Below are 22,534 nucleotides of genomic sequence, written 5' to 3'. Positions count from 1 at the left end.
AAATACAGAAGTGCTGCCGGATCCGCTTTGCTTGATCCGGCCTACTCTCTTTTTGTTATCGCGGCGGAGCCGCTCCTACATACTGCCGACTGCTAACTGCCATCTGCCAACTTATATCACCGGGACGACGTCGTGGGTTTCGACGGTGACGCGGTTCTGGCGGCCGAGCATGTCGAGCAGGACGATGACGCGTTCGGTGCCGCAGGTTTTTTCGAAGATGCCGTTGAGGCCGGCGAAGGCGCCTTCGACGACCTGGACCTTGTCGCCCGGTTGCCAGGTCGGTTGATCGCCCGGTTCTCCCAGCAGGACCTGTTCCTGCCGGTGGATAGTGTCGATAACCTGCTGGGGAATGGTCGCCGGCTGGTTGCCGAAGCGGACCATGTTCAATACACCCAGAGTCGAACGAATGGGGCCGAAGTCGTCGATGCCCATGGCCAGCTGCACGAACAGGTAACGGGGAAACAGCGGCTCGATGATTTTTTGCCAGCGCTGGCGGCGGCGTTTGGCCTGGGCCATTTTGGGGCAGTAGGCGGTGTAACCCTGGCGTTCCAGGTTCTCGATGGCCTGGTTTTCCTTTTTGGGCTTGGTCTGGACCACGTACCAGTGATGCATCGGTTATCCCTCGCCTTCTTCGATGGCCTTGAGCGCGGCGGCTTCTTCGCGCAGTTCTTGTAGCTCGTCGACCAGTTGTTCGTATTCTTCCTGCTTGCGCTTTAAAAAGCGCAGGGTGACGCGGGCTTTTTCTTCCAGTCCCTTCGGCGTCAATAAATAAGCATAATGCATTTTACGCGGGTTCTGGCGGAAATTGCCCGCCTTGACCCAGCCTTTGTCGATCAGGGCCTTGAGGCAATAGTTGGTCTTGCCCAGGCTGATGCCAAGCTCGGTCGCCAGCTCACGCTGATTCATGCCGGGGTTTTGTTCCAGCAGCTTGAGGAGCTTGTAGCGGGTTTCGTCGGTTAGCATTAAATCGAAGTTGGCAGTCGGCAGATAGCAGTTGGCAGTAAAGGGCAATTTTGAATGATGAATTTTGAGTGTTGAATTCTATTTGGCCAGGGAGCGGCTGGCCTCCTATATCCCGTGGTTTCGATCAAAAACAGCGCCCCAAGGGGCACATCAATTCAAAATTCATCATTAAAAATTCAACATTACCGTAGGAGCCGAGCCCAATCGGCCAGTTGTAGGCCGGACAAAGCGTAGCGGTGTCCGGCATCTATCCGCCTGATATCGCTTCGCTCTATCAGCCTATCCGGGCATTTGGGCACGCTACCGCCCTGCCGTGCAGGGTACAGCATAATCAAAGAGCAAGTTATCAGTTTGCAGATGGCAGCCGGCAGTACAAACAGTACTGAGTTTCGGGTTCTGAGCCGTAGCTCTTCATCCCTACCGATGAAGCCGATACCGCTTTGCGCTATCAGCCTGCACCACCTTTCAAGTCTGCAGACGGCCGATTCCCCGCCAGCGTGTGCCGGGTATCGCTTTTTGCCAGCACCAGAAACAGGGGCATCCCTGTTTCTGAGTCTGTTATCGGCCGGGTTGTTCAAGACTTGAACGCAATACTAAGCAAATGTTGCAGAAGTGTAAAGCGTTGTTTTCATGGAAGATTAGGGTTTTCCCCTACCCCCTTCGGGGAGTAACGAGGGACCAGGAAAACCTGCACCGCCTCGGCCTGTCGGTAGGAGCGGGCTTCGACCGCGACCCCGGCATCGGCGGCAATCGCGCCCGTGGGGCGCTCCTACAGGTCCTTCAGGCGCTGAGGCGTCTGAATGAAGGACAGGGACGAGTGACGGGGAAGGAACAATCTAACCCACATGAGTTGTAGGAGCGGGCTTCGACCGCGACCCCGGCATCGGCGGCAATCGCGCCCGCAGGGCGCTCCTACAGGTCCTTCAGGCGCTGGCGCGTCTGAAGGACAGGGACGAGTGACGAGGAAGGAACAATCTAACCCACCCGATTTGTAGGAGCGGCTGCGCCGCGATGGGCCTTACAAGAGCGAAGTTGGTAGTTTGCAGTCGGCAGTTGGCAGCCGAGGCCTTCGGCCGGGACAGACGAGGACGAGGAAAATCTACACCGTGTTTGGCCTGCTCGGTAGGAGCGGGCTTTGACCGCGATGGGCCTGTCTGTTCCCGTGATCCCTCGCGCCGGAGGCGCTCCTACAAGCTCTGAATGTCGAGTTATAAGGTCTTTCCTCGTACCTCGTCACTCGTACCTCGACACTGCGTCCGGAGGACGCCGGGAGCGGGCTTTGACCGCGATGGGCCTGTCTGTTCCCGTATCTCGCGCCGGAGGCGCTCACAACTCTGAATATCGAGTTATAAGGTCTTTCCTCGTACCTCGACACTGCGTCCGGAGGACGCCGGGAGCGGGCTTTGACCGCGATCCCGGCACCGGCGGGCAATCGCGCCGGAGGCGCTCCTACAACAAATAATCCTAAGTACTCAGAACTCAGAACTCAGAACTTATTCTATCTGCCAGCTGCAAACTGCAAACTTTTTTATAACAACGGATTCTCGATACGCAGGCCTTCGACCACCTGTCCGTGGTTCATGTCCTCTGAGAGGAGGGTATCCGCATTCCCTTGCAGTGCGGCTGCAACGATCATCGCGTCCCAGAACGAGAGTTGGTTTCTTTCCTGTATCTCCGAGGCGGTCAGTACCGTCTGCGCATCGGGGCATTCAACCTGCCACGCGCTATAGGCGCCGATCAGTTCGCGTGCTTTTGCCAATGGCAAGGGGTGGGGGATCTTGCGGGTGATGTTGACATAGAACTCCTGCAAAACCTGAACGCTCAGTACGCCCTCCCCGCTTTCCCATAACCGGCGGATCAGGCCGGCGGCGCGATCATGTTTGTCGCCGGCATCAAGGTCGTGGGCATAGAGCAGGATGTTGGTGTCAACGAATTGCCTAACGCTCATGCAACTCATCCCGTGAGGCGGGCTGACCGCCAAGGTGAAATCCGGTCTCCAGCGCATGCAGCGCGCGGCGCCGGCCCTGCTCGTAGCGATCCGCCTTTTTCGCAATCTGAACCAGTTCGTCGGTCAACAAACGGGTCACAGAGGTGGAACGTCGAGCTGCAAGCACCTTGAGTCGGGTTAAAATTTCCTTGTCAATTGAAAGGGTAATATTCTGCTTCATGGCCGGATACCTCATGATTACACGATAATACGTGTAGCACGTGAATTACGTGTTTTCAAGAGACAGGTCCTTCAGGCGCTGGTGCGTCTGAAGGACAGGGACGAGGAAGGAACAATCCAACCCACCCGATTTGTAGGAGCGGCTGCGCCGCGATGGGCCTTGCAAGAGCGAAGTTGGTAGTTTGCAGTCGGCAGCCCTGGCCTTCGCCCAGGACGAGTGACGAGGAAAATCTACACCATGTTTGGCCTGGTCGGTAGGAGCGGGCTTTGACCGCGATGGGCGTGTCTGTTCCCGTGATCTCTCGCGCCAGAGGCGCTCCTACAAGCTCTGATTATCGAGTTATAAAGTGTTTTCCTCGTACCTCGTCACTCGTACCTCGACACTGCGTCCGGAGGACGCCGGGAGCGGGCTTTGACCGCGATGGGCCTGTCTGTTCCCGTGATCTCTCGCGCCGGAGGCGCTCCTACAAGCTCTGAATATCGAGTTATAAGGTCTTTCCTCGTACCTCGTCACTCGTACCTCGACACTGCGTCCGGAGGACGCCGGGAGCAGCTTTGAAAGCGACCCCGGCATCGGCGCGGCAATCGCGCCCGTGGGGCGCGCCTGCAGGTCCTTCAGGCGCTGGTGCGTCTGAAGGACAGGGACGACGAGGAAGGAGCAATCCAACCCACCCGATTTGTAGGAGCGGCTGCGCCGCGATGGGCCCTCTGTTCCCGTGATCCCTCGCGCCGGAGGCGCTCCTACAACAAACAGCCCTAAGAACTCAGAACTAAAAAATTCTGCCAACTTTTTAGCGATAAACTTCCTTCCGGTGGCCGATCCGGATAACAAGCACGACAAGCGTGTCGTCCTGTATTTCACAAATGATTCGATAATCGCCGACCCTGTAACGCCATAACTCGCGATGTTGCCCTTTGAGAGGTTTTCCGACATGGCGCGGATCATCCAGGTTGGCGATGCGCTTTTCGAGGTAGTCCCGGAGTCGTTGGCGGACCTGAGGGTTAAGCTTTGTGACTGATTTTTGAACTGACAGGGCGTACTTAATCCGCCAGGTCACGCCAGAATTCCTCGCCGTCTACGATCTGCTCTTCGCCACGACGCAGCCGTTCCAGCACCTGTTCGGCCTGATAGATATCTTCCAGATCTTCCAGATGTTCCTCGATCGCTTCGCGAATATAATAAGCGACCGGGCGCCCGGTTCGTTTCGCGAGGGCGACCAGACGCTCGTTCAGCTCATCAGGTAATCTGACCGCGGTTTGTTTGCTCATTGAGTAACCCTGAAAATCATGCGGTTGACATGTATACCATATTAGCAGGCAAATCAGGCATCGTAAATCGTAAGAAATAGTGCTGAGTGAACAAAAGGTTTGCCGTTGTCAGTCGTCAGTTTGCAACAAATTAAAAAGCTCGGTGCGGGTGAAAACAAAGTTAGCAGTTGGCAAAATTCTAAATCGAGCGCATGCCCCGTCAACTAGCGAATTAATGACTTACGATTAACGACTGCAAACTGCCCTCTGATGACTGCCAACTTTCTTCTCTGCAAAAAAATGCCCGCCGCGGCATCCTTGCCGGGCGGGGCTTTTGGGTGTGATATCCCTATCACGTGTAACGTCCTTGTTGAAAAACAGCTTAGTTAACCTGTTTCAAAATTGCTGTAGGACAAAGCTGAATGTGTTGTAGGGACTGGCTGAAAGTGGTGTAGGAGAATACTGACAACAAGTTGGCAGACTTCAGTTTGCAGTTGGCAGCTCTGGCCTTCGGCCGGGACGAGGGACGAGGAAGGAACAATCAACCCACCCGATTTGTAGGAGCGGCTGCGCCGCGATGAGTCGCCGGTAGCATGGGCCTATCGCGCCGGAGGCGCTCCTACAGGTCCTTCAGGCGCTGGCGCGCCTGATGGACAGGGCCAAGGGACGAGTTACGAGGGACGAGGAAAATCTACACCGTATTGGCCTGGTTGGTAGGAGCGGCTACGCCGCGATGGGCCTTGCCGGCTAGCAGGATCGGTCGCCGACGGAGTCGCCTCCTACAACAAACAGTCCTAAGAACTAAGAACTAAGAACTCAGCACTTGTTCCTACCCCACCGCCTTCTTGCGGCCTTTGCCCTTCCCGGCCTGGCGACGTTCTTTGCGCTGGCCGGAGTCGTCGGGCAGGCCCATCTGGGCGTTCTGGATGTGGTGGATCTGGTCGCGCAGGCGGGCGGCGTCTTCGAATTCGAGGTTCTGGGCGTGCTGGAACATCTGCTGTTCCAGGCGCTGGAGTTCTTTGGCCAGCTCTTTGGGTGACAGGCTGGCGTACTGGATCTCTTCCTCGGCGACCTGGGCGTATTTGCGCGCGGAGGCGGCGGCGGGGCCGTAGGCGCCTTCCATGATGTCGGCCACCGCTTTTTGAATGGTGGTCGGGGTGATGCCGTGTTCTTCGTTGAAGGCGATCTGTTTGGCGCGGCGGCGTTCGGTCTCGTCCATGGCGCGTTGCATGGAGCCGGTGATGTTATCGGCATACAGGATCGCCTTGCCGTGGCTGTTGCGCGCGGCGCGGCCGATGGTCTGGATCAGGGAGCGTTCGGAACGCAGGAAGCCTTCCTTGTCGGCATCGAGAATCGACACCAGCGAGACCTCGGGAATGTCCAGCCCCTCGCGCAGCAGGTTGATGCCGACCAGCACGTCGAAGTTGCCCAGGCGCAGATCGCGGATGATCTCGATGCGCTCGACGGTGTCGATGTCCGAGTGCATGTAGCGCACCCGTGTGCCGTGCTCCTGCAGGTAGTCGGTCAGGTCCTCGGCCATGCGCTTGGTCAACGTGGTAACCAGTACCCGCTCGCCCACGTCGGCGCGCAGTTTCACCTCGGAGAGCAGATCGTCCACCTGGGTGGTGGCCGGGCGGATTTCGATCTCGGGATCGACCAGGCCGGTGGGTCGCACCACCTGCTCCAGCACGGCGCCGGAGTGATCCAGCTCGTAGTTCGCCGGGGTGGCGGAGACGTAGATGGTCTGCGGCTGCAGGCGCTCGAACTCCTCGAACTTGAGCGGCCGGTTGTCCATCGCCGAGGGCAGGCGGAAGCCGTATTCGACCAGGTTCTCCTTGCGCGAGCGATCGCCCTTGTACATGGCGCCGATCTGGGGAATGGTCACGTGCGACTCGTCCACCACCAGCAGCGCCTCCTCGGGCAGGTAGTCGATGAAGGTCGGCGGCGGCTCGCCGGGGTTGCGGCCCGACAGGTAGCGCGAATAGTTCTCGATGCCGGAGCAGTAGCCCAGCTCCTGCATCATCTCGATGTCGAAGCGGGTGCGCTCTTCCAGGCGCTGGGCCTCGACCAGCTTGTCGTTGCTGCGCAGGTGCTCCAGGCGTTCCTTGAGCTCCTCGCGGATCAGTTCGATGGCCTTGACGATGGTCTTGCGCGGGGTGACGTAGTGGGTTTTCGGATAGACACTCGCGCGCGGCACCTTGCGCAGCACCTCGCCGGTGAGCGGATCGAAATAGCTCAGGTTCTCAATCTCATCATCGAACAGTTCCACCCGCAGTGCGTCGCGATCTGAGTCGGCCGGGAAGATGTCGATCACCTCACCGCGCACCCGGTAGGTACCGCGCTGCAGCTCGACGTCGTTGCGGCTGTATTGCAGCTCGGTCAGACGCTTGAGGAGATCGCGCTGGTCAATGCGATCGCCGCGCACCAGGTGCAGCAGCATTTTTAAATACGCATCGGGATCGCCCAGGCCGTAAATGGCCGAGACGGTGGCGACGATGACGACGTCCTTGCGCTCCAGCAGTGCCTTGGTGGCGGAGAGGCGCATCTGCTCGATGTGCTCGTTGATCGAGGCATCCTTCTCGATGAAGGTGTCCGAGGACGGCACATACGCCTCGGGCTGGTAGTAATCATAATAGGAGACGAAATACTCCACCGCGTTGTCGGGGAAAAAGTCCTTCATCTCGCCGTAGAGCTGGGCGGCCAGGGTCTTGTTATGGGCGAGGATCAGGGTCGGGCGCTGGATGTCCTGGATCACGTTCGCTATAGAAAAGGTTTTGCCGGAGCCAGTCACCCCGAGCAGGGTCATCCCCGCCTCGCCGGCGCGAATGCCGTCGATCAGGCCCCGGATCGCCGCGGGCTGGTCGCCGGCGGGGTCGAACTGGGATTTGAGTTGAAATTTTTTGCTCATGCGATTCAGTCAGGGGAGTGTTTCCAGTATATTACACGCCTTTGTCAAGCAACGCTGTCGATGAGGCCGCTACATTGGATATCAAGCTCTCCGCCCGGGTACAACGCATCAAGCCCTCCCCCACCCTCGCGGTCACCGCGCTGGCCAACGAACTCAAGGCCCAGGGCAAGGACATTATCGGCCTCGGCGCCGGCGAGCCCGATTTTGACACCCCCGATCACATCAAGGAAGCTGCGATCCAGGCGATCCGCGACGGCTTTACCAAGTACACCGCGGTGGACGGCACGCCCGGCCTCAAGCAGGCGATTATCACCAAGTTCATCCGCGACAACCGGCTCGATTATGTGCCGGACCAGGTGCTGGTCTCCTGCGGCGGCAAGCAGAGCTTCTACAACCTGGCCCAGGCGCTGCTCGATAGCGGCGACGAGGTGCTGATCCCGGCGCCCTACTGGGTCTCGTATCCCGATATGGTGCTGCTGGCCGACGGCAAGCCGGTGATTATGGACACCGGGATCGAGCAGCAGTTCAAGATCACCCCCGAGCAGCTGGAAGCGGCCATCAACCACAACACCCGCCTGCTGGTACTCAACAGCCCCTCCAACCCCACCGGCATGGCCTATACGAAGGCCGAGCTGGAGACGCTGGGCGCGGTGCTGCGCGCCCATCCGCAGGTGCTGATCGCCACCGACGACATGTACGAGCATATCCTCTGGCGCGACGAGCCGTTCTGCAACATCGTCAACGCCTGCCCGGACCTGTACGAGCGGACCATTGTGTTAAATGGCGTTTCCAAGGCCTATTCGATGACCGGCTGGCGCATCGGCTACGCGGCCGGGCCGGAGCCGATTATCAAGGCAATGAAGAAAATCCAGTCCCAGAGCACCTCCAACCCCACCTCCATCTCCCAGGTCGCCGCCCAGGCCGCGCTGGACGGGGACCAGAGCTGCATCGGGGAAATGTGCCAGGCCTTCAAGACCCGCCACGATTACCTGGTCGACGAACTCAACCAGATCGAGGGCATCAGCTGCCTGCCCGGCCAGGGCACCTTCTACGCCTTCCCCGACATGGCCGGCCTGATCGAGCGACTCGAGGGCATCAACGACGACATCGGCCTGGCCGAATTCCTGCTCGACAAAGCCGGCGTCGCCATGGTCCCCGGCTCCGCCTTCGGCAGCCCCGGCAACATGCGGCTCTCCTTTGCGACCAGCCTGGATAATCTTCAGGAAGCGGTGAAGAGGATAAAACAAGTTAGCAATTAACCGAAGTTGGCAGTTTGCAGCTGGCAGTTTTCAGTTGTAGGAGCGCCCCGCGGGCGCGATTGCCCGCCGAATACCGGGGTCTCGGCCAAACCCCGCTCCCGCCGTCCTCCGGACGCAGTGTCGAGGTACGAGTGACGAGGTACGAGGAAAGCATCTTATAACCCGGCATTCAGAGCTTGTAGGAGCGCCTCCGGCGCGACCGATCGTGCCACCCGGCAAGGCCCATCGCGGCGCAGCCGCTCCTACCGACCAGACCAACACGGTGTAGATTTTCCTCGCCCCTCGTAACTCGTCCCTGTCCTTCAGACACACCAGCGCCTGATGGACCTGTAGGAGCGCCCCGCGGGCGCGATTGCCCGCCGATACCGGGGGCTCGGCCAAACCCCGCTCCCGCCGTCCTCCGGACGCAGTGTCAGGGTACAAGTGACGAGGTACGAGGTACGAGGAAAGACCTTATAACTCGATATTCAAAGCTTGTAGGAGCGCCTCTGGCGCGAGAGATCACGGGAACAGACACGCCCATCGCGGTCAAAGCCCGCTCCTACCGACCAGGTAAACCCGGTGTAGATTTTCCTCGTCCCTCGTCCCGACCGAAGGCCAGGGGTGCCAACTGCCGACTGCAAACTGCCAACTTCGCTCTTGCAAGGCCCATCGCGGCGCAGCCGCTCCTACAAATCTGGCGGGCTGGATTGTTCCTTCCTCGTCGCTCGCCCCTGTCCTTCAGGCGCCCAGCGCCTGATGGACCTGTAGGAGCGCCCCGCGGGCGCGATTGCCGTGCCGATACCGGAGTGGCGGCCAAACCCCGCTCCCGCCGTCCTTCGGACGCAGTGTCGAGGTATGAGTCACGAGGTACGAGGAAAGACCTTATAACTCGATATTCAAAGCTTGTAGGAGCGCCTCTGGCGCGAGAGATCACGGGAACAGACACGCCCATCGCGGTCAAAGCCCGCTCCTACCGACCAGGTAAACCCGGTGTAGATTTTCCTCGTCCCTCGTCCCGGCCGAAGGCCAGGGGTGCCAACTGCCGACTGCAAACTGCCAACTTCGCTCTTGCAAGGCCCATCGCGGCGCAGCCGCTCCTACAAATCTGGTGGGCTGGATTGTTCCTTCCTCGGCCCTCGTCCCGGCCGAAGGCCATAGCTGCCAACTGCGACTGCAAACTGCCAACTTCTCTTTTGTAGTCTTTGTCCTACAAAAATTTCAGCCGATTCCTACACAAACTGACTGCGTTATCCTACAGGCTGGCGCTTCCTCTTTCCCGGTCGATGGCGTAAGTTAATTCCCAACAAGGACGTGGGGGGTTGACATGGATGTCATACACACCAAGCCCCGTTGCCGCATGGATCGCGGTGGCGGGCATTCAAATTCTTTTATCGCTTCTCGTGGCTTCACGCTGCTGGAGCTGATTGTCGTCATCGCGATAGCGTCAATTTTGCTCAGTCTCGGCGTGCCGTCCCTGGGGCCGTTTCTCTCCTCGGAACGCGGGGTCGCCCGGATGAACAACCTGGCCGCGAGCCTGGCGCTCTCGCGCTCGGAAGCGATCAAACGCAATCAGCATGTTGTACTCTGCAAAAGCCCGGGTGGAGAATACTGCCAGCGCAAGGGGGCCAGCTGGCACGATGGCTGGATTGTCTTCGTCGATCGGGATCACGACCGCCGACGCAGCGACGATGAACCGATTATCCAGCACAGCGGCCCCGGCAGCGCCGGCCAGACGCTCACCTACGCCGCCTTCGGCTCCCGGCATTACATCACCTACCGGCCCAGCGGCATGACCCGTACCAACGGCACCTTCACCCTCTGCGATCCACATTACCCCGATAATGCCCGTGCCCTGATCCTGATGAAAACCGGTCGCGTGCGCAGCAGCCGGGTCAAGGCCAATGGAGCACCGCTGGAATGTTGAACAAAGTTGGCAGTCGCAGTTTGCAGTCAGCAGCCGTAGGAGCGGCTGCGCCGCGATGATGTCCGATCAGGGATGAGTTCTGAGTGCTTAGTGCTTAGTTGGTAAAATCCTGATTCAGTATCTTTTACTGTCAACTGCCAGCTGATGACCGCCAACTTCGCTTTTCTGCCAACTGAAGGCTGCCTACTTCGCTCTCGTAGACCGGGAATCGTCACATAGGCTTCGCCAATGTGACCTACGGCGACTCTCTTAACGACTTTCGACTGCCAACTGTCATCTGATGACTGCCAACTTTTTTTCAGGACCTGGCAGCTAGCACCTGGAAACTGGACCCGGTCAGCGAAGCCGCAGTAGGTGGAAACAGCAGGAAATCAAAATAAGCGAAAACGGGAGGGGTTAGGAAATGGCTCCCCGGTAAAAATAGGGGCCAGGGGCTAGTTTCTAGATACTAGGACCTAGCAGCTAGAACCTGGAACCAGTCAGCGATGCCATTCCAGCTGGTTTACAGCAGGATATCAATGTCAGGAAAACTGGAGGGGCTAGGAAATGGCTCCCCGGGACGGGCTCGAACCGCCGACCCAGTGATTAACAGACGGCGCAATTAATGTTAATAATCAAATAATTGCGCTATTTTTTGTCTAACATGTGGTTTTATTGAATGTCTTGTAAATCAACCCGTTAGAGTTGTGTTGCCGTAAATATTAGACAGTTCCGCCAGTATCCCCTCCATCGTCACCCGCCCCTGGCAGTGTTTTGTGTAGCCGACGAAGCTGGCGGCGGAGGCGTGGAGTGTTTGCAGGTCGACGCGGCCTGCGGTGTAGCCGGCGGTGAGTTGTCGCAGGCGGCGGCGGGCGCGGCGGGTGTTGCGTTTTCTCGGTTTGATGTGGCTGGCCCAGGTGCGGTAGCCGGCGAAGTCGATGCCCTGGGCGGCCGGGTAGATCGGACCATTTGGATAGCCGCAGCCCCAGTTCGGCACGGAGCCAGTCTGTTCGTTGCCCAGCAACGCCTTGAGCTGTTGTTTGTCCGGGCCGAGGATGATCCAGTCGTCCATGTAGCGCACATAGCTGCCGTGGCCGAGGTGGTCGGTGACGTGGTGGTCTAGTTCGTCCAGGTACAGGTTGGCGCCCAGTTGCGAGGTGAGTGCGCCGATGGGCAGGCCGACGCCGTCGGCACCGTTGGCGGTGATGATTTGTGCCCACAGGTCGACCGCGCGCGGGTCGCTGATGGTCTGGCGAATCTGTTGCAGCAGCCGGTCGTGGCGGATGTGCGGGAAGTAGCGGCGGATATCCGCCTGCAGTACAAACACTTTGCCCCACCGGCGCTGGCCACGACGCAGCAGGCGCTGCACGGCGTGGCAGGCGGCGTGCGTGCCTTTGCCCTTGCGGCAGGCGTAGCTGTGGTGGATGAAGCGGCGCTCGAAGTGTGGCTCCACGATGCGATGCAGGGCGTGGTGCACCACGCGGTCGGCAAAGGCCGGCGCCTCGATGAGCCGCTCCTTGGGTTCGTACACCGGGAAGGCGCTGAACGGTTGCGGTTGCCAGCTGCCCCAGACCAGGTGGTTGTGGATGTTCAGCAGCCGCTCTTCCCAGTGACGATGGAACCGCAGCACGTCGGGCTTGTAGCGTTTGCCCCGGCGCGCGTCCTGGTAGGCCTGCACCAGGTTGTCCCAGCTGATCAGCTCATCCCACAGTCCGTTTGCAGTAACCGGCATTGCATCCCTTTATAATTAGAATAAGTGGCGGCGTCACGTTGGGCTTGCGCCTACTGGCCACGCCGCCGGTTTATCTTTCGCCGTCCCTGACGCGGAACGAAGCCCCGATTCCATTACATCGCATGCAGCGGCGACCTTGGTCGACCGCTGTCGGTTGCGACCGCTGGGGTCGCAGGCGGCGCGCAACCCATTGTTCGTGTTCACATTCCACGGATTGTTGTTCAGGTTAACGCTGCGGGACCCGGCCTCGGCCGCGTTATCCCAGTTGCCGCCTACGGCTTCGTCCCTTTGAATCGCTTGATCAGGCCGCCAATGATGCGGCCGACTTCGGCGATCTACTCGGTGGCCACTTTGAGCCGCCGGGCACTCAGGTAACGCCGGCTGAAGGCATGGCGGATGAAGTGCCGCAGCACCTCCAGCTCCACGTCTACCTCGAACAGCCAGCGCAATTTGTCGCGGGATTTTTGCGCGCGGATAGTATGGCGCACCATGCTGTGCACGCTGTTTTTAATCTGCGTGCACAGGGCGAACTTCTCCGTGCGCGGGAAGCGATCGACCACCGGAAACAACCAGGCCGACAGATCGTTCAGCTTCTCGTATAACGCAAAGTCCCGCATATTACTCATAAAACAGACCCTCAGATCACCGATTACAGAGCATCGCAGGCGGCGCGCAACCCATCGTACGCGCCCACACCCCACGGACCGTTGACCAGGGTAACGCTGCGGGACCCGGCCTCGGCCGCGGCATCCCAGGCGCCGCCAAACAGCGCGTGACGCATCTCGCCGCCGTACCATTGGCCGTGCTGCTCCGCGCTATCCTTGCCGGTGTTCAGGTCGTCTTTCCAGCCGGTGCCGGTGCTGCGATCGTAGATATCGATCAGTGACTGATAGACGTTACCTGACGGCTGGTCGATGTTGAGGCAGCTGACCGCTTCAAACCCGTAGCCGCTGTGGTCGCCGGTATTCTGGCGCGCGGTGTTGCCGGTGGCGCCTTCGGGAATGCCATACGCCGCCGCAATCATTTCCGGGTAATTCGGCAGCCGCTTGTCGACGTTGCGCGCCAGGCGGATGTAATCGTAATAGCGGTTATAGCCCTCGGTACCGGTTAGCGGCACGGCGTTGTGCACGCTACCGATGATGTTATTCGGCCACGTACCGCTGACCTCGCTGGCCAGGTAGATATCCATCCACAGCTTGCCGGCGATGATCTCGACCATGCCGGCCGGGTCACAGGTTGGGCGTTTTAGCAGGTCCCAGACGCTGTTGGGGATGATGCCGGTGCTCAGCACGGCGGCGGCGTTGTAGGCATCGGCAATCGGGCGGACCTTGCCGACATGGAAGCCGCCCACTTTGCGCGACTCGCTGGCGCTGGAGCCGGACGGGAACGTGCTGTTGGCGCTGGCCACAAAGGTGGCCTGGCCGCTGGCGTCGCGCACCAGGTAGATGTAGCCGTTGTCGCCAATATTAAGCGCAGCCAGCGTACCATCCTCATTGGCCGTCGGGTCCCAGTCGGTTTGTGCCGTGGCAATATATCCGTAGCCATTGCCGCCGATGTTGCTCATCGCTTCGGGCAGGTTCAGTGTGTCGCCGGCGCCTTTTTCGATATTGCCCAGCTGCGAATGAAAACCGGCGGCCATCGCCGGCACTGCAATTTTGTCACCTGATGACATTACATTGCCTCCTCAAGTTGTGTGATCCAGTCCTGCACCTCGGTGGCGGTCAGGCCCATGCGGTGCAGTGGTGCGCGCGGGTTCTCGGCCAGCACAAACTGATGCCGCTCGTTTTCATCCGGCCCCTGGTTGTCCATCACCTTGTAATCCGGTTCAGTGCCGTCCGCGCTCTCGCCGTCTGCCAGCACGCGATCGAACGCGTAATGCTGCGTGTTCAGCAGACCGGTTCAGTACGCATGGCCCTGCTGCAGATTCTGCGGCGTGGCCAGCGGCGTGCCCATGAACGAGATCAGGTGCTCGATATCCTGCCGGGTGTTGATGTGTTTGGGGTAGCCTTTCATGTTGTTATACCTCCTCCATATACATGACGCCGTCGACCACGACTTGCTTGTAGACCGTGCCGGTCGAAGTGTCTTTGTTCATGCGCACGGCGCGGTTGAGCTGGTCCAGGTCGTCGTCGGACGGTGTCATGCCAACGGCGACCAGGACTTTGCGCAGCGATTCGCCGACCTTGTAAAACCAGAACGGCCCGGGCGTGGTGGCCTCGTTGACGCCCGGCACTGCGCTTTGCGGGTAACCGTTACTCGGTGAGCTGGGTTTGCCCGGCGGGGTGTCGTTGGCATTGGCCAGATAATTACGCGGCTCCATGTCAGTCTCCTGTTAGGTGTATTCGTATAGCGCGAGGGTGTGCGCCGGTTTGCGTTTGTTGATCACGCACTCCAGGCGCGTGGTGGGTGATTGCTCGCCCAGGGATTCGTCGACCGTTGAGTCGGCATTGAACTGGTCAATTGCCGGCGTGGGCGCAGACAGCTGCCAGGCGAACTGCCAGTCGGCGCCATAGATGGGCGCGTCCACGCTCATGTCGACGGTGTGCGGGTCGTACTCGGTGATGGCTGCATCCGGAAAGCCGAGCGTGTCGGCCAGGCGGATAAAATAGGCGCGGGATTGATCGCCGGTGGAGGTCAGTTTTTGCAGCAGCATCTCGCGGCGCTGCGCCAGGCTGGGCGGTTGTCCGGTGCATTCGTCCGGCAGGCCGACAAACGATTCCCAGTTGACCAGTAGTTCGTTGACGGTGCGCGGATCCGTCTCGTCGAGCAGGCCTGCTGTGCGTGCATCGACACGCGCGAGCTCGTCGACCAGCGCCTGCAGCAGCGCCTCGAATTGCGTGCCCGGCTCGGTCAGCGACTCCCACAGCCGGCCGCGCGGCAGCAGGGCTTTGGCTTGTTCGAGGTATTGTTCGCTGCTATAGGGCATGGGTTACGCGATCGCCTGCCAGGTGATGGTATCGAGCGTGCCGATCTCGCCGGCGCTGAATGTCACATCCGCGTCGGGCGTGACCAGTACGTGATCCAGCTCGCCCGCGGCCTGGCTGATGGCCTCGCGGATATGGCTGAGCAGGATGGTGCCGCTGCCGTTGCCGTCTTCCACGTCGGCACGCAGGAACAGATCCTGCAGCTGGGCTTCGACGGCTGATTGCACGGTTGAGGTGTTCGGTGACAGCTGGATGGTCATATCCACGGCCACTGGCGTGGGCGCGTAAACCGTCACATCGGCGGTGACCGGCCGGCGCGCGTCGATGTAGTCCTGCACGGCGGTGATCTCGGCGGCGTCAGGGATAAAATCGTCGTCATCATCGCGCACAACGTACACCCCGACGGTACCGGCGCCGTCCCACTGCGGCATAACCCAGACGCGCGTGACGCCTTCGACCTCCCGAGACCAGGCCTTGTAGTCGGATATAGCGCCGCCTTCGGGCGGCTCCTGGACGCGCTGGCGTAACCGATCACGCAGCTGGTCGTCGGTCTCCTGGTCGGTGCCGTTGCTGAGGCCGTCGCCATCGACTGTCGCGCTGCTGTCGACACCGGCAATCGGTGAGACGATGGATAATGTGCTGCCGGCCGTCGTGTTACCGTCCGCGCCCGCCTCGCTGGCTGTCACCGCTGCAGTGGCGGTACCGGAGGCAATGGTCACCTCCTCGTCGGTGGAAAACTCAGCGCCGTCGGAGCGTTGCCATAACGTGCCGGCCGGGATAACACTGCCGTCGGTACCGGTGATAGCGATATTGCCAACCGCCGGCGTGGCGGATTTGCGCGTGATGCCCCACCAGGTAGCGAACCGCTCCAGGATCTCCGCCTCGGCGGTGTCGGGCACCACCTGTTTGGCCAGCCAGTCCAGGTTGCCGTACAGGCCGTGCGCCAGGCCGGACTGCACGCGAGCCAGTACATTGAGTGCGCTGCGACGCAGGCGCGCATCCGTGCCCGGCAGGCGTGACTCGATATCCGTCTGCAGGCGGTCGATGAGGGTTTGGAGTGTCGGGCGGTTAAAGGGCATTTATAGCTCCGTTTCAAAAACGTCGGTAAAGTCAGTGCCGTCTACCAGGTTGATGGTGGTGTAAATCCCCAGCACGCCCGCTCTGACACGTTCGGCCGACACGCTTATCGATTCGGCCACACCATCATCCAGCAACCATTGCAGCGCCTCTTCGGCGTATTGCCGGGCACGCTGTAAAACATCCGGCGTTTCTTTCTCGCGAGACAGCAGCCATAACCGTGATCCAATGCTGTCGTTGTCGAGAAACGAATCCATCCAGCAGCCACGCCGATCGCGTGCGCCATTGGGTAGCGGGTCATCTTCAGTGGCGCGCGCATCGGTAAACAGAGAAAGCATCACAGCCGTGCGCAGGCCATCGTCCGTTGCCAGTTCAGGGCCGGATAACCGCGCATCAAACTGCAAATCACCTGATTGGGTTAAAACGATATCCATGCCTGTCAACTCCATCGCGCCTGCAGATCATTATCCGCAGGCGTGTGACCAATGTATGTGGCATTAGCGGTTATCATTGCGGCTCGCCTGTTGTGCCGCCGCTGTCGCCCGGATGCACGTGTGTCTTGAGGCTGATGCCGTCGGCGTCTACATCGCCACCAGTGACCGACATGTTGCCCTCCACGCTCGCACCACTGCCGCCGCTGATCGCCAGGCCACCCAGGCCGGTGATCAGGCCGGTAACATTCAACATGCCGGTCAGATCGGTTTGCGGCGTATCGAGCGTGACTTTGGTCGAGGCGACGACGTTGACGAGCGGGCTGGTGATAGTGGCAGACGTGCCGGCATTGGCGGTGAGCTTGCCGGCGGTATCGATCAGGATCTCATTGTTGCGCTTGAAGTGGATCACATCGCCTTCGTCGGTGAACAGCGCCACCTCGCCGGCGGCCAGACCCTTGAGGCGGTAACGCCGATCGGCCACGTTAACCGCCACGGTGTGGTCGCGATCGCCGCCCAGCGATGCCAGCAGGGCCTCGGCACCCGGATGCGGTCGGCTGGTGTAGCCGTAAGGCTCCCAGTGTTCGATATTATCCAGCAGTTCCCCGCCAAGGGCCTTGAGCTGCAGTTGCTGCAGCAACGTGGCAGGCTCCACCAGCTGCACGACACCGCGCGTCAGCATCATCCGGATCTTGCGGTGTACGGGCTGCAGTGATCGCTGGATGGCGCGCATCAGTTCCATTTTTCCGAGGCCTCCGCATCCGGCTCGGGCGTCGGCACCAGGTCGAACGCCTCCGGCGGCATGAGCTGCAGTTCGGTCTGCTGGCCGTTTTCTTCGTCCAGGCTGTACTGCACCGAGGCGATCAACAGACGCTCGTTATCCATGCGCAACCATTCATCCGTTACGGGCACCAGCACGTTCGGCTGCCACAGCCAGTCATTATGTCGCCAGCCCACCACGGTATAGGTCAGGGCCTGGCCGCGCCCGTAGGCCGTGTTGCGCTGCCATTGTGCACGGCGCTTGCAGTCCGCCGAATCGGCCGCGTTTTCCGCCACAATGTAATGCTGGCGATTGGCGCGCACGGTTTTGTCCTGCGCTTTGCCCTGGTTGACGGCCGCCTGCTCGCCGTTCCAGGTGTCCGTGCCGGCGGTCTGGCCAACCACCACCACCTGGTTGTAACGATCGCGCTGGGTAAACTGGCCCGAGGCGGCCTTGATGTTCTCGCCCAGCACCAGGCTGGCCGGCGCCACGGTTTTGCCGGCACGGACAATCAGCAGCGTGCCGTCCGCGTCGCTCATAAAGCGCACGCCGCGCTGGCGGGCGAGTTTCTCAAGAAACTCGAACCCGGTCTGTCCGACCTCAATTTGCGGGCGATGCTTGAACGGTGCACCGACGTCAGTCTGGGCGCGCACGTCAATATCAAACGACCCGGCCACGGCGCGGGCCAGCTGCAGCAAGGTTCGCGGCTCGGTGAACTGCCGGGCCGGCAGGCCACAGTCGACCAGGTCGCCGGCTTTGCTGCGCCCGGCAATGGATATGCTGTGGGTCTCGGCGTCATACGCAGGCAGGGCATCGTCCACGTAACCGGTCAGCACCCGATCGTCGCCGCAATACACCTCGCACGCATCGCCGGCACGAATCTGCGGCGGCGCGCTGCTGTCGCCCCAGCGTTCGGACAGCGTGAGATTAAACGTGCCGCATACCTGCTCGATGGAACGGTTGATGCGCACCGAGGTCCAGCCGCTGTAATCAGTGCCGTTGATGCGCAGAGTGACGTTATCCACTCAGCACCTCGATGGGTTTGCCGCCCGGCGCAAAGCCCGGATGCCGTAGATTGTTCAGCTTGACCAGCTCGCCTTCGCGCGTCGCGTCACCGTATTGCTGATGCGCCAGCACCAGCGTCGGTAAGGTGGCCGTGGGTGTGATGCGTTTCACGGCAGGCAGGCGTTGGCCGCGCCCGGACAGATCAACCGCCACCGCCTTGCGTAGCTCCGCCAGGCTGACGTACACCGTATCGCTGATCGGCGCACCGCTTACCACATCCACGGCCAGCTGCTGATCATCGATGGCGAACAGTAGCTGTTCGCGCATGGTCGCCACAGCGTCACGGGTCAGGGTGATGTCGGTTTGCCGTTGCGGTGACAGCGCCAGATCCGCGGCGGCGCGACAAGCCTCGATTACCGCCGCGCGACGCACCAGCTGGTTAAGCGCCTGTGTGTTGCGCGCCGCTTCGGTTGCACGCGGCGTGGTGTTGTGTACGGATGGGCTATCGCCCGCGTCGAACAAATCGTCATAAATACCGATCGCCCGCTTCGGTTCGCCGGCAATGCTGGCCAGGTTGCTGACCGTGCCGGCCAGGGACGAACCCAGCTCCGCCGGCGCGCGCACCAAGTCGGCTACCGCGCCGGCGACGGAGCCTGTCAGGTGCTCTACCGAGGCAAACACGCGGTCCACCTCTAGCAGGAAGTCATCCACCGCGTCGGCCACGTCCGTGATCGGCGTGAACACATCGGCAAAGTCGTCAATCGCATCCGACAGCGAGCGATCCGCCGCATCGCGCACCACGTCCTGCGTGCTCGCCGTGCTGGTCGGGAAGGTCTGGCCGCCATCCTCCACCACCTGCAGTTCCAGTGACGCATAGCCGCCCTCTCGCGTGCTCTCGCGCACACGGTAGCTGGTCACCGTTACCTGCAGGTTGCCATAATACGGATGCTTGAGCGTGCCGGCGCCGGGCTTCTCAATCGCCGCGATCAGCGCGTCACGTTCCTGCAGATAATCCGCGCCCAGGCAATACGCCTCGATACGATAGACCCGCGCCTTGCGACCCAGGTCTTCCACGTAAGGCTTGTCACGTTGCGGATACTCGTGCACCTGGACGCGCCGGCCCGGCTCAAACTCGGAAGATCGGACCCAGAAACCGGCACCGCGAAAACTTCCCCTTGCAGAAAATTCGTCTTTCCAACTCATGACATCGGACTCATCTGATAACCGGCATCCACATCCACCTCAATGCCTTCGGATTTGAGCTCTTTAACGCGTGCCTTCTGGTCGCCCGTGATCTCGATTTTCATTGATGCCTGTTGCTTTTCGAGTCGCTCAAGCCTTTCATTTGCGGCAACCGCACGCTTGGCCTCTTCGTTACCGAAAAGGGCGAGTGTTTTTGCTATACCCTCGCCCAGGGCGTCACCGAATGAGGTATCTTTTACAAACTTATCGCTGATGACGTCGCCGATTGCCTGGCCGGCCTCCCATGCCCCAAAGGCCAAGCCTGCAGTGCCTAATGCTCTGCCGCCTTTCGAGGCCAGCCCTCGCGCGCCGCGAGCCATTCGACCACCGCGGCCACCTGCGCCGCGTCCGCCTGCGCGGCCTCTTGCGCCCATTCGCCCTTTGCGGCCCATGCCGTTATTTACAACAAAGACCGGGATCGGTTTTGCGCTGCCAAGCGCCCCGGCGCCACCTTTGCCAGTAGCGCTATCAACCAGCTTCCCGCTACGACCACGGACCATCCCTGATATGCCTCTATAAAGTTTAAATATTTTTCGCCCAGCTACCGCGACACCCAGTATTCCGGCCGTCCACTTGGCCGTGTTTAACGTAAGCTGCACGGTCTCTTTATCCAGTTTGCCCAGCCATGCGGACAGCTCTTTCACCGGCTCCGCAAGATTATCGTCAGCAAAGATCTGCCATTCAGTTCTAAGGCCTCTCATGGCGCTCTCGAACGTAGCCGCGTTCGCGGCTGAGTCTTTCAATACCTCACTGCCATCCGCTTGTATCTGAGCGAGCTGCTTCATCTTTTCCATGTTCCCTTCGAGCATAACGCCCTGAAAAACACGTATGGCGGACTGCCCGAATTTGGAACCGATTTTTGTTATATCGCCCCCGGCGTCATTCACAATTTCTTCTATGATTTTGGGCAGCGAACGGATCTTGCCTTCGTCAAAGACTTCTATGCCCCGGCCTTTGAGAAAATCCTGTATTTCTTTCTTTTGCAGCTCCGCTATCAGACTCTTGGTCGCTTCTGTCGCGGTGTCTGCGGATTTGGATGCGTCGATTGTGACCTGGGCCACCGCCCCCATGTCCTTAAAGGCCTGCGCTCCAGACTGTCCCGCTGCGAGATACGGAGCGAATAACGCGTTACCAACGGTCGCTACTTCACGAAAGGCGACAGACCCTTGCTTGGCTTGTTTTATCAACACACCCAAAACCGAAATCATGTCAGCAGAGTCTTTGACGTTGCCTTTATAGAAGTTAGACATGACCGCACCGGTAGCATCCGCCTCGGACCCTGTCGCTTGCAGCCCTAGCGCGATATTGCGGATGTTTTCCTGGGCGAACTTCGCATCGCCGGTCCTGGTGATAATCTCCTCGAAGCCGCCAAGAATCTCATTAGGGTCCACCCTGATAGAGGGATCCGTCGCTACATCAAAAAGCTGCTGCTTGAGGCTCGCAATCTGCTCCTCGGTCATCCGGCCATCAGTCCGAAGCCTTGTCAGCCTGGCCTCCAGCTTCGAGACATTGCGCACCGCAAGCGTCATCACGCCGCCTGTCAGCAAGGCCGCGTAACGATTCCCGATCCGGTCAAGCCCTTTTCCGGCCATCGCGGCGGTACGACTCAAGCCAGACAAATGGCGCTGACCACGCTTCGACATGCGCTTCATCGCCTTCTCAAAAGACCTTGATCGGTTCTGGCAGGTTACCTTCCAGGTCAACCGTGACAGACCGCTTCATATCACCTCTAGACATTGCGCAGCGCCTCTATTCGTGTGACGGTGAAAAACAAGTTGCCCGGGGTTTTCTTCAGTAATTCGCCCTCGCGCCAACTATTGAACACAACAAGCGGGACGATGGCGCGCTTAATCTCTCGCGCCATCGTCGTCAGGTCGCCCCCGCTCGTCTATCTCCTGGGCGGCCTCGTATGCAGCAACACTCAACTCTGTTGCTTTTTCCTGGATCAACAGAAAGTCCTCCTCGTGCAACTTTCTGAGCAACGCAGTTTCGAGCGGGCCGTTAATATCACCGATTTTTTCCACCTGCCGGCACAACATAGCAATGCCTGCAACAGCGGGACTGCTAACCAAGACAGGCTTGCCCTGGGAGTAAACCAGTCGCTCAGATTCGGCCTGACAATCGATGATGTCGCCTGCCGTTAATTCGCGCAGAACGACGTGCTTTAGCACGTCATCCCCAACCTGCAGGCCGTGTTTCAAATCAAACTCTGATGTTGCCATGATTACACCTCGTCGCAGCTGATGGCTTCCATGTTCAGGCCGACGGTGCCATCGCTGCTGTTGAGTGCCGCCGGTTCGGTGGTGAAGGCGTCACGCAGGATGAACTGCTTGCCGGTGTCGGTCTCGAACAGGACGGTGGCGCCGGTGATGTCGGACAGTTCGCGCAGCGAGGTATCCTTGTTGTGATACACACTGCACTCCAGGGAGGCGCGACGTCCTCTTCCTGGTAGCCGTGCACTTCGCCGCCGCCGGTCATGGATGAACGATTGGCGCCGCCCGGGTTGAGGGTGGCGCCGCTTTCCGGTTTTGAGCCGCTTGCCGTCAACGGTGATGATGGCGCGGCCGGTGATGTTCTTGCTCATCTGCTATGTCTCCTTAATGTTGACGGTTATTTGCGGAACTGGGTTTGCTGCGCGTGGACGCGATACTGACCGACGAGCTTGGGCGAGTCCTGCACGTTGAGGCGATTGGTATCGCTGCCGTCGATGCCGACGATCAGCGTTTCCTTGTAGCCTGCGTAGTCCTGCACCCAGCCGTTTTGCTCCATGGTTTCGTACAGCGCCAGCAGTTCGGCCTTGGCCAGCTTGGGCTGCATGACCGCCTGGCCGGCGGCGATGCGGGCGTCGTCTTCGGCCAGCTTGTGGCGCGGATACTTGCTGGAGAACAGCAGGCGCTGCTCGAAGCGGATCCGCTCCAGGGTTTCGGGCACGT

The 22,534-nt window shown here is 60.1% G+C and carries 24 protein-coding genes; 2 read left to right on the top strand and 22 right to left on the bottom strand.

From position 1 onward, the window contains the following. Window positions 1–111 precede the first annotated feature (111 nt). The 7 genes from rfaH to uvrB all read right to left on the bottom strand — a co-directional run bounded on the left by rfaH (window position 112) and on the right by uvrB (window position 7,286). Window positions 112–612: a transcription/translation regulatory transformer protein RfaH gene (gene rfaH, locus U5K34_RS10315; protein WP_322568307.1), complete on the bottom strand. Its 501-nt coding sequence runs from the start codon at window positions 610–612 to the stop codon at window positions 112–114. A gap of 3 nt (window positions 613–615) precedes the next feature. Next, window positions 616–963, bottom strand: coding sequence for a MarR family EPS-associated transcriptional regulator (locus U5K34_RS10310; RefSeq protein WP_322568306.1), 348 nt, complete (start codon window positions 961–963; stop codon window positions 616–618). A 1,528-nt stretch (window positions 964–2,491) separates the two neighbouring features. Further along, on the bottom strand, window positions 2,492–2,911 hold the full coding sequence (locus U5K34_RS10305) for a PIN domain-containing protein (RefSeq protein ID WP_322568305.1): 420 nt from the start codon (window positions 2,909–2,911) through the stop codon (window positions 2,492–2,494). Next, the gene (locus tag U5K34_RS10300) at window positions 2,901–3,131 is read right to left on the bottom strand and encodes a hypothetical protein (protein ID WP_322568304.1); all 231 of its coding nucleotides are present in this window, start codon (window positions 3,129–3,131) and stop codon (window positions 2,901–2,903) included. Before U5K34_RS10300 ends, U5K34_RS10305 begins: the two co-directional genes overlap by 11 nt. 790 nt (window positions 3,132–3,921) lie before the next feature. Continuing rightward, window positions 3,922–4,188, bottom strand: a complete 267-nt coding sequence (locus U5K34_RS10295) for a type II toxin-antitoxin system RelE/ParE family toxin (protein WP_322568303.1) — start codon at window positions 4,186–4,188, stop codon at window positions 3,922–3,924. Further along, complete coding sequence (locus U5K34_RS10290; protein WP_310694622.1) at window positions 4,172–4,399, bottom strand: DUF6290 family protein; 228 nt, start codon at window positions 4,397–4,399, stop codon at window positions 4,172–4,174. The genes U5K34_RS10295 and U5K34_RS10290 overlap by 17 nt, the downstream gene beginning before the upstream one ends. Before the next feature lie 808 nt (window positions 4,400–5,207). Continuing rightward, window positions 5,208–7,286 carry an excinuclease ABC subunit UvrB gene (uvrB, locus tag U5K34_RS10285; protein ID WP_416224077.1) on the bottom strand — a complete coding sequence of 693 codons (2,079 nt, stop codon included), beginning with the start codon at window positions 7,284–7,286 and terminating at the stop codon, window positions 5,208–5,210. Window positions 7,287–7,360: 74 nt separating this feature from the next. Here uvrB and U5K34_RS10280 point away from each other — a divergent pair, with 74 nt between their 5' ends. Continuing rightward, window positions 7,361–8,545, top strand: a complete 1,185-nt coding sequence (locus U5K34_RS10280; protein WP_416224082.1) for a pyridoxal phosphate-dependent aminotransferase — start codon at window positions 7,361–7,363, stop codon at window positions 8,543–8,545. Window positions 8,546–9,851: 1,306 nt separating this feature from the next. Beyond that, window positions 9,852–10,451: a GspH/FimT family pseudopilin gene (locus tag U5K34_RS10275; protein WP_322568301.1), complete on the top strand. Its 600-nt coding sequence runs from the start codon at window positions 9,852–9,854 to the stop codon at window positions 10,449–10,451. Window positions 10,452–11,121: 670 nt separating this feature from the next. Here U5K34_RS10275 and U5K34_RS10270 read toward each other — a convergent pair. From U5K34_RS10270 to U5K34_RS10200, 15 genes are all read right to left on the bottom strand, one after another. Further along, on the bottom strand, window positions 11,122–12,162 hold the full coding sequence (locus tag U5K34_RS10270) for a reverse transcriptase/maturase family protein (protein WP_322568300.1): 1,041 nt from the start codon (window positions 12,160–12,162) through the stop codon (window positions 11,122–11,124). 335 nt (window positions 12,163–12,497) lie between these two features. Continuing rightward, window positions 12,498–12,788, bottom strand: coding sequence for a diversity-generating retroelement protein Avd (gene avd, locus U5K34_RS10265; protein ID WP_322568299.1), 291 nt, complete (start codon window positions 12,786–12,788; stop codon window positions 12,498–12,500). 23 nt (window positions 12,789–12,811) lie between these two features. Next, complete coding sequence (locus tag U5K34_RS10260) at window positions 12,812–13,834, bottom strand: hypothetical protein (RefSeq protein ID WP_322568298.1); 1,023 nt, start codon at window positions 13,832–13,834, stop codon at window positions 12,812–12,814. Further along, complete coding sequence (locus U5K34_RS10255) at window positions 13,834–14,022, bottom strand: hypothetical protein (protein ID WP_322568297.1); 189 nt, start codon at window positions 14,020–14,022, stop codon at window positions 13,834–13,836. Before U5K34_RS10255 ends, U5K34_RS10260 begins: the two co-directional genes overlap by 1 nt. Window positions 14,023–14,179: 157 nt before the next feature. Further along, window positions 14,180–14,482: a hypothetical protein gene (locus U5K34_RS10250; protein ID WP_322568296.1), complete on the bottom strand. Its 303-nt coding sequence runs from the start codon at window positions 14,480–14,482 to the stop codon at window positions 14,180–14,182. A 12-nt stretch (window positions 14,483–14,494) separates the two neighbouring features. Next, window positions 14,495–15,088 (bottom strand): YmfQ family protein, encoded by a 594-nt coding sequence (locus U5K34_RS10245; protein WP_322568295.1) that lies wholly within the window; start codon window positions 15,086–15,088, stop codon window positions 14,495–14,497. A 3-nt stretch (window positions 15,089–15,091) separates the two neighbouring features. Continuing rightward, on the bottom strand, window positions 15,092–16,165 hold the full coding sequence (locus tag U5K34_RS10240) for a baseplate J/gp47 family protein (RefSeq protein ID WP_322568294.1): 1,074 nt from the start codon (window positions 16,163–16,165) through the stop codon (window positions 15,092–15,094). Beyond that, entirely contained in the window at window positions 16,166–16,597 is a 432-nt protein-coding gene (locus tag U5K34_RS10235) for a phage GP46 family protein (protein ID WP_322568293.1), read from the bottom strand. A 73-nt stretch (window positions 16,598–16,670) separates the two neighbouring features. After that, window positions 16,671–17,336, bottom strand: a complete 666-nt coding sequence (locus tag U5K34_RS10230) for a phage baseplate assembly protein V (protein ID WP_322568292.1) — start codon at window positions 17,334–17,336, stop codon at window positions 16,671–16,673. After that, window positions 17,327–18,379 (bottom strand): phage baseplate assembly protein, encoded by a 1,053-nt coding sequence (locus tag U5K34_RS10225; RefSeq protein ID WP_322568291.1) that lies wholly within the window; start codon window positions 18,377–18,379, stop codon window positions 17,327–17,329. The genes U5K34_RS10230 and U5K34_RS10225 overlap by 10 nt, the downstream gene beginning before the upstream one ends. Beyond that, window positions 18,372–19,562 carry a DNA circularization protein gene (locus tag U5K34_RS10220; protein WP_322568290.1) on the bottom strand — a complete coding sequence of 397 codons (1,191 nt, stop codon included), beginning with the start codon at window positions 19,560–19,562 and terminating at the stop codon, window positions 18,372–18,374. Before U5K34_RS10220 ends, U5K34_RS10225 begins: the two co-directional genes overlap by 8 nt. Then, entirely contained in the window at window positions 19,559–21,304 is a 1,746-nt protein-coding gene (locus tag U5K34_RS10215; RefSeq protein ID WP_322568289.1) for a phage tail tape measure protein, read from the bottom strand. Before U5K34_RS10215 ends, U5K34_RS10220 begins: the two co-directional genes overlap by 4 nt. Before the next feature lie 144 nt (window positions 21,305–21,448). After that, window positions 21,449–21,823 (bottom strand): phage tail assembly protein, encoded by a 375-nt coding sequence (locus U5K34_RS10210; RefSeq protein WP_322568288.1) that lies wholly within the window; start codon window positions 21,821–21,823, stop codon window positions 21,449–21,451. A gap of 2 nt (window positions 21,824–21,825) precedes the next feature. Continuing rightward, on the bottom strand, window positions 21,826–22,185 hold the full coding sequence (locus tag U5K34_RS10205; protein WP_322568287.1) for a phage tail tube protein: 360 nt from the start codon (window positions 22,183–22,185) through the stop codon (window positions 21,826–21,828). A gap of 26 nt (window positions 22,186–22,211) precedes the next feature. Beyond that, window positions 22,212–22,532 carry a phage tail sheath C-terminal domain-containing protein gene (locus U5K34_RS10200; RefSeq protein ID WP_322568286.1) on the bottom strand — a complete coding sequence of 107 codons (321 nt, stop codon included), beginning with the start codon at window positions 22,530–22,532 and terminating at the stop codon, window positions 22,212–22,214. Window positions 22,533–22,534 lie beyond the last annotated feature (2 nt).

Origin of the sequence: Thiohalophilus sp. (genome assembly GCF_034521165.1) — a bacterium.
Taxonomy (GTDB): domain Bacteria; phylum Pseudomonadota; class Gammaproteobacteria; order UBA6429; family Thiohalophilaceae; genus Thiohalophilus.
Note: the sequence above shows the minus strand (reverse complement) of the source record. Positions and strands in the feature narration are given on the sequence as shown.